Source organism: Natrinema soli (genome assembly GCF_028618695.1).
This window is the reverse complement of record NZ_JAQIVI010000767.1, coordinates 1-7,114: the sequence shown is the minus strand read 5'-3', so window position 1 is coordinate 7,114 and position 7,114 is coordinate 1. Positions and strand designations below refer to the sequence as shown.

The following is a 7,114-nucleotide window of genomic DNA, read 5'->3' as shown; positions in this document are numbered from 1 at the left end:
ACCGCGCCGCTCGTCGTCCTCGGCCTGCTGCACGCACCTCACCTCGACGCCGCCCCCGCCGCCGGAACCCTCGACTACCCGCTCGGAATCGCCCTCGCTACGGCTGGCGGCTACGCGTCCCAGACCGGTTCGGTGTCGGCGTCGATCGTCGCGATCGCAACCGTCTTCCTGGTGTTACTCGCGGGGATCAACGTCTTGCTCGACCTGCTCGACTACGACCACGACCGGCGCGTTCCGAAGCGGACGATTCCCGTCATCGTCGGTCCGGACGCCGCCCGCCCCGTCGCCTGGGTCTTCGTCGTCGCCGCGGTCGCACTGCTCGCCTGCTCGAGCGTCGTGGGTGTGCTCCCTCCTCGAGCGGCCCTCGCAGGCATCTTCCCCCTCGGCGCCGCGGTCGCCTGCGTCGTTGGCGGACTCGCGACCGACCGCGCCGTCCCGCTGTTCATCGGCTCGACGTACCTCTTCGCCGCCACGCTGTTCCTGGCGGTTCGCCCCGAATTGCTCCCCTGATCCAACGGCGATTCGCGTTCGAACCGCGGGCTACCCGTACACCAGACGGAGTTCGATGTCGTCGACCGCCTCGAGCAGCGGTTCGGAGAGTTCCGCTTGGATGCGCTCCTCCGTGAGCCGGTTCGCGGCGCCGGCGATCGCGACCGCCGCGATCGGCCGCCCATCGCGGATCACCGGCGTCGCCAGGGCGTGCAGCCCGCGCAGATCCTCCTGGTAGTTCACAGCGTACCCGCGCTCGCGGACGCGCTCGAGTTCCTCGAACAGCGCGTCCCGATCGGTGATCGTGTTCTCGGTCCTGGCGGGCAACCCGTGTCGATCGATGGTCTCCAGAACCTTACGTTCCGGCAAGTGTGCCAGGATCGCTTTGCCTGCCGAGTTGGCGTGGAGCGGAACCCAGTTCCCGATCGTCGAATCGAACGAGAACGACTCGCTCCGCGGGACCCCGTAGATGAACATTCCCATGCCGTTCTCGGGAACGATGAGCCACACCGTCTCGTCGACGTCGAAGGCCAACTGATTGATCCGCTCTTTCGCCGCGTGGTAGACCTCGAACTGGTTCCGAACGGAGACGCCGACGTTGAAAAATTGCAAGCCGAGGCGATAGTGGCCGTCCTCGTTGACGACGTACCCGTGTCGCTCGAGACTCACGAGGTGTTTGTGCACCGTGCTCTTGGCCAGGCCGAGTCTGTCCGCCAGTTCCGTCACTCCAGCGCCCTCGCTCTCCCGAAGTGATTCGACGATAGCGAACAGGGTTTCGTTCGATTTGATCGATCGTCCATCGCTTTCGTCTTCTTTCATACGCATCTGCTACGGACACCGGATATATAATCTATTCCCTATAATTCATTGTCGGTTGGAAGCGAGAAAAGACTGTCGTTCGCTGATATGAAACGGCTCGTCAGCTGGGGAGGTGTATCCAATACAATCGCTATGCCCGATAATATACACCACTACGTCTGTAAACTGCTGTCGATATATGCGATTCTCTATCACGTTACTATCAACCGTTGTGAACGATATCGTTTCATAACAGCGAACTCATTATGCGTACTAATCTCAAGCGCATCGCAATTCGTATCGTCGTGGACACGAATGCCGCGAAACGTTCGCGCGCATCGGTCCGGCTGCAAGTGGGTCGTCGGAACAGCGATGGATGATGAGCTACGACTGTTTGCTGTTCGTGAGTGACGAGGCGTACGCCGGTCTTCGACGATCCTGCTTGAGGTAACGTGAGGCGCATCCTTATGAACGTGAGGGTTCCGATTCCGCTCATAGCGAGACCCGATTTGACCCATCTGACGCCGCGGTGTCCGTGCGACTGTGCCGTTCACGGAGAATCCGTTCTGGGAAGTCGCTGGAGCACTGCTGTGTTATTCTGTACGGTGTTTCGCTCATAGAAGCGGAACTCCATCTTCCACACATACATGGCCGGAATAATTGCCACAATTCACCTCATCTGTCCATATAAAAATTAGTTTCTAACTTTCTCCATTATTGATGAGAATAATTGTGCTAATTCTCTATATTCCTCGTCTGAAGGGAACTGGGCGAGTTCGATCTCCGTCAACCGCCACGGATCAGCGAGCGGTTTCCGGCCGGTATTACAACTGCACTCTTGTCATTCAAAACGCAGATCGAAGAATCGCCTTCTCGAGAGTCGACACTCGTTGCGATCGTCGGACGAACCTCGTCTGTGACGCACCGAAGTCCACTAGTGGGTGTCTATTCGCACAGGCAACCCATACACATTTCAGACGGGTGACGACGAGTAACCGACCCCGCGCTACCGTGGAGACCGCACACGACCTCACTCGTGAGCTCAGAGCAGAACCGAGGAGATGACTCGTATTTTTGTCGAACCCACCGACGTATCTCTGCCTTATCTCCTTGGACGCCTGGTCCCACTGACCGCGAGTCTGCGAAACGTCGTTCGACTGTCAACCGATGCGGTTCAGAACTAGATTCTCTATGTCTTCTCCCCGTTCTCTATAATCGGACTCGACCTTCCGACCGTGGCTCGTGAACTTCGTCGGGTCCGACCGAGGTGGATTCGTGTAGCCGATATTATTTACAACCGTATGCATGTAACCATTCCCGAGTATCCCATAAAATTCCTACAGAATGGCGGTCCTGTGCCTGACAGCGGTAGAGTTGGCGATGTATCCGGAGGACCTCTCCTCTGAGAATAACAAAACAATATTCTATATAGTAGAACAACTGGTCCCATAGACTGCTGCTCTCTTCGACCTGATTCGTCCACCGATCCCGACACGGGTTATCTGTCCGGACGTCGATCCGTTCGTTGCCGTAGTCTCGAGGAACGGAACGTCCTGATTGTCCACGGGTCGACGGGGCCGTGACGGTCGTCGAGAGCGGCGGAGACGATTCGTCTGCTGTGCCACTGCTACACGGTCTCACCGGTCGTTTTTTATTAGATCGCGAAAAAACGGCAGCCATGCTCGATTGGATCGAAAATTACGAAGAACGAACGTGGCAAACGACCGACGACGGAACCGCGAGGAGGGATACAATCAGCTCGTCGGACACCGCGTCTCCCGCGACGGCGGTCGAACGTGGGGCGAGGAGACGTTCGATGTCGCGATCCCCGACGGCGAGCAGCGGCCGGGAATGCCCGTCGTGACGAAACTCCCGACGGCAGTTACGCGATGGCCTTCGAGATCGTTGGGACGAAATACGAGGGTGGGATCTTCGTCAAGACCTCCGCGGACGGTCGGTCGTGGGGAGACCCGGCCGATATCGGCGCACCGGTCCGGACGGCGGAGGGGTATCAGCTCACGAACGGCCCGTACATCACGTGGACGCCCGCCGGCGGCGACGAGGGGACCGCGCTCGTCTCGGGGAAGACACTGCGCGATTCGGACGGGCGACAGGCCCCCGGAAGCGGCCGGACGCTCCTCGTCACGACCGATCTCTCGGAGTTCGACTCGTGGACGACCGTTTCTGCGCCGCTCGAGTTCGAGGACGCGATCGACGTCGATCACGAGACGGTCGGGTGGACCACGCCGTTACTGCCCTCGCGGGACGACGAACGGCTGCTCCGGCTGACCTCGCCATCCGTCGAGGGCGAACGCTACGAGATCAGCTACGCGTCCGGCCCGCTGACGCTGTAACGGTCGCACGTTCCGCACCGGAATCTGGACGGAGCTCATTCGCACTCCTCGGAGCCGAGATCGTCGACGAGCGCGGCGAGGGCCGCCGTCCCGACGGGCTGCGCTCCGTACGCGTCCGTGATCCGGAACGTGAACGCGCCGACGCGGCCATCGCAGACCTCGCGAACGACGGCCGCCGCCAACCGGTTCGCGATCCAGCCTTCGACGTAGCCGATCGACACGTCGTCGTCCATCGAGACATCGGCGACCACGTCGTAGGGGTAGAGACCGTCCAGCTCCCATCCGGGAACGGTATTCACGTACTCGGCTAGCGTATCGTCGGCGCAGTAAAACAGCGACGCCACGAGGTTCCAGCTCTCCCCTTCCGGCAAACTGCGGTACTCGAAGAACTCATCGTCCGCCATGTGTCCGCTTTCGTTGGGGAGACACACGGCGGTTCCGCCGCCTTCGACGTACGCTCGAACGGCGGCGTCGGGACGGACCACCAGCGCCACGTCGACGGTCTCGTCGAGGCTCGAGGCGACCTCGAAGCCGGTCTCGGACAGTCCGTCGGCGAGCCCCTCGGTGTCGGTGTACACCATCGTATCGCCGTCGACGCTGGGTTCGGGAACGACGGTGATCGATTCCCCGTTCGTCGGCGCGCTCGGTACCGAGACCGTCAGCTCGGCGTCGCGGACGCCGTCGACGGACGGAACGTCGATCGCGATCGCGTTTTCGACTCGTTCGACGCCGAATCCGTCGAGTTCCACGCCGACGGTACCGGACTCGCCGAAGATCGACCACTCGAGCGGACCGTCGACGGCGTCGGTGGTGTCGTTGCTGACGACCACGTCGGCGGTCAGCGTCCCGCCCGACGCGACGGCGTGGGTGTCCGGATCGACGCTGACGAGGACGTCACTGTTTATTCGGGCGACCTCGTCGTGGAACGTCTTCTCCTCGCGGCGATAGTCCAGCACCCCGTTGAACTCCCACTCGATGTCGGAGAGCTCCGTGAGCACGTATCCGGCGACGTCCTCGCGAGCACGCATCCGTTCGATGACGTCCTCGATCGAGCGGAATTCGCGACGCTGCCACGCCTCGGCCATCGCCGACCAGTCGTCGAAGGCGTTCGAGAGGGCCGATTCCTCGAACCGGTCGTACGCTCCCGCGGGACGCTTGATCGGGTCGTCGAAGAACTCGTAGTCGAACCACGGCGGTTCGCCGCCGTAGTACTCTTCAATCGCGGGCAGATCACACATTCCCCACGTCCCGAACTCGGAGACGATCCGCGGCGCGTCCGCCGGATCGGTCTCCGTCGCGCCGTAGTTGTCCGCCGGCGACGACGTCATCGACTCGAGGTCGTCCGCCCACGCAGCCGCGCGGTCCGGACTGACGAAGTACCGGTGGTAATCGTTCACGTCGGTCGCCACGTGGGCCCAGCCGGAGTTGTCGCAGACGAGCCGCGTGGGATCCCACTCCCGGGCCGACTCGTAGAGGCCCGCGAGGTACTGCTGTTTCGATTCGTCCTCCCACAAGGACGTCTCGTCATCGAGCCCCTGGGGGTTGCCGATCCCCCACTCCTCGTTGTACAGGCTCCAGACGATCACGCTGGGGCGGTTGTAGTCCCGGTCGATCATGCCGCGGATCTGTTCGCGGACCTCCCGCCTCGAGCGATCAGTGTGGACCGTCGGATTCGCGGGCTCCTCCCAGACGAGAATCCCGAGACGGTCCGCGAGCTCCAGGAAGTCCGGGTGGGCCGGCTTGATGTGCTTGCGGAGCAGGTTGAATCCGAGCTCCTTCGCCGTGCGGATCTCGGACTCGAACAGTTCGTCGTCGAATGGCTGGTACAGGGTCTCCGGATAGTACCCCTGATCGAGCGCGCCCCGCACGTAGAACGGGTCCCCGTTCAGGTACAGACGGCCATCGTGGGACTCGACGCTCCGCATGCCGAAGTAGTCCTCGTACCGATCGACGACCGCGCCATCGTGCGATAGCTCCACGATGACGTCGTACAGCGCCGGCGTCTCCGGCGTCCAGTACTCGGGATCGTCGATGGCCAGCACTGCGGTTCCCGAACCCCCGTTCACGTCGACGTTCGATTTCGCGACCGGCTCTCCGTCTCGCTCGATCGTCACGGCGGCGGTCAGGCCGGTCGCGCTCTCGGGCGTCGCGTCGAGATCGATCCGTACCGCGTCGTCGTCGAGATCCGGCGTCGCGCGAACGTCGGTGACGTGCCGTTTCGGGATGGTCGCCACCGTCACGCCCTGCCAGATTCCGCTGACGCGCTGGTACCACGGCGCGCCCTGCTTGCCGTGGGGGATCTCGCTCATATCTTCGGGGTCCGTTACCGCGACGACGATCACGTCCTCGCCGTCGGTCATAACCTCCGTGATATCCATCTCGAAGGGGAGATAGCCGCCGCGGTGACCGCCGATTCGTTCGCCGTTGACCCACACCGTCGCCTCGTAGTCGACGGCGCCGAATCGGAGGACCGTGCGGTCGTCTCCGGATCGCGGGAGGGCGGTGCGACGGCGGTACCACGCGGTCCCAGTGTACTCGCGGTACTCGTCGAGCTCTTGCCAGGCGTGAGGGACGTCAACGGTGCAACAGCGATCGGGCCAGGTCGCGTCCGGAGCGTACCAGCCGCTGGGGCGTCCGTCGGACGTCGGGTCGGTGACGAACTCCCACGGCCCGTTTAGCGTTCTCGTTTCTCGGTAACTATCTGTCATTGGTGGTCTGCGTACGTACTATCGAACTAGCCGCGGGTGAGTATCGACGTTCGGGCGGACGGATCGTCCGTGACTGGGAGGTCCCGTGCCATGATCCATCATTCACGACAATCGTTTGCACTACGATCGTATATATCTCTTCCTCCGCCATCCGTACGGAGAAGGCGCGATATCGCGATCGAACGGGATTCGAAGTACGTCCTCGAGGCCGATGAGTTAGCGGCGGCTCGAACGGACCGTATCCACAACGATTTATTGGCCGCCCCTCGTTACAAGGGATATGACGGCGGTACGCGACCAGAAATTGGCGCGCCTAGACGAGTACATGACCGAGCGGGAACTGCCCGAGCTCTGGTTCCTGAGACCTGCGAACTTCGCGTGGCTGACCGGCGGCGGGAACTCGACCGTCGATCGCGCGGCGGACGTCGGCGTCGCCGCGCTCGGCTACGACGGCGACGCGGTGCGAGCGCTCACGTCGAACAACGAGGCGGATCGGTTCCGCGAGGAGGAGCTCCCGTCGGGGGTACCCGTGGAGACATTCGACTGGCACGGGTCCTCGCTCGTCGAGGCGGTGGTGCGTGCGAGCGTCGACGGAGCCGGTACGGACGTCCCGTCGGTATCGGGACTAGAACCGATCGACGCCTCGCAACTGCGGCTCCCGTTTACCGACAACGACCGGCAGGTCCTCGAGCGGGCCGGCCAAGCCACCGCCGACGCGGTCGAAACGGTCGCTCGGGAGGTCTCCCCGGGAGACACCGAGCGCGC

4 protein-coding genes and 1 pseudogene are annotated in these 7,114 nt (G+C 62.6%); 3 read left to right on the top strand and 2 right to left on the bottom strand.

Annotation, left to right across the window (positions count from 1 at the left end):
- The coding region (locus PGX04_RS31920) for a UbiA family prenyltransferase (protein WP_273742149.1) at window positions 1-510 on the top strand (510 nt) is incomplete at its 5' end.
- A gap of 30 nt (window positions 511-540) precedes the next feature.
- Here the strand turns inward: PGX04_RS31920 and PGX04_RS31915 are convergent.
- Window positions 541-1,308: an IclR family transcriptional regulator gene (locus PGX04_RS31915; protein WP_273742148.1), complete on the bottom strand. Its 768-nt coding sequence runs from the start codon at window positions 1,306-1,308 to the stop codon at window positions 541-543.
- A 1,775-nt stretch (window positions 1,309-3,083) separates the two neighbouring features.
- Between PGX04_RS31915 and PGX04_RS31910 the strand changes: the two genes are divergently transcribed.
- The gene (locus PGX04_RS31910) at window positions 3,084-3,641 is read left to right on the top strand and encodes a hypothetical protein (protein WP_273742147.1); all 558 of its coding nucleotides are present in this window, start codon (window positions 3,084-3,086) and stop codon (window positions 3,639-3,641) included.
- Between the two features lie 35 nt (window positions 3,642-3,676).
- Here the strand turns inward: PGX04_RS31910 and PGX04_RS31905 are convergent, their stop codons facing one another.
- The gene (locus PGX04_RS31905; protein WP_273742146.1) at window positions 3,677-6,349 is read right to left on the bottom strand and encodes a glycoside hydrolase family 2 protein; all 2,673 of its coding nucleotides are present in this window, start codon (window positions 6,347-6,349) and stop codon (window positions 3,677-3,679) included.
- A 280-nt stretch (window positions 6,350-6,629) separates the two neighbouring features.
- Between PGX04_RS31905 and PGX04_RS31900 the strand changes: the two are divergent.
- Window positions 6,630-7,114 (top strand): annotated as a pseudogene (locus PGX04_RS31900) (M24 family metallopeptidase); the annotation flags it as partial.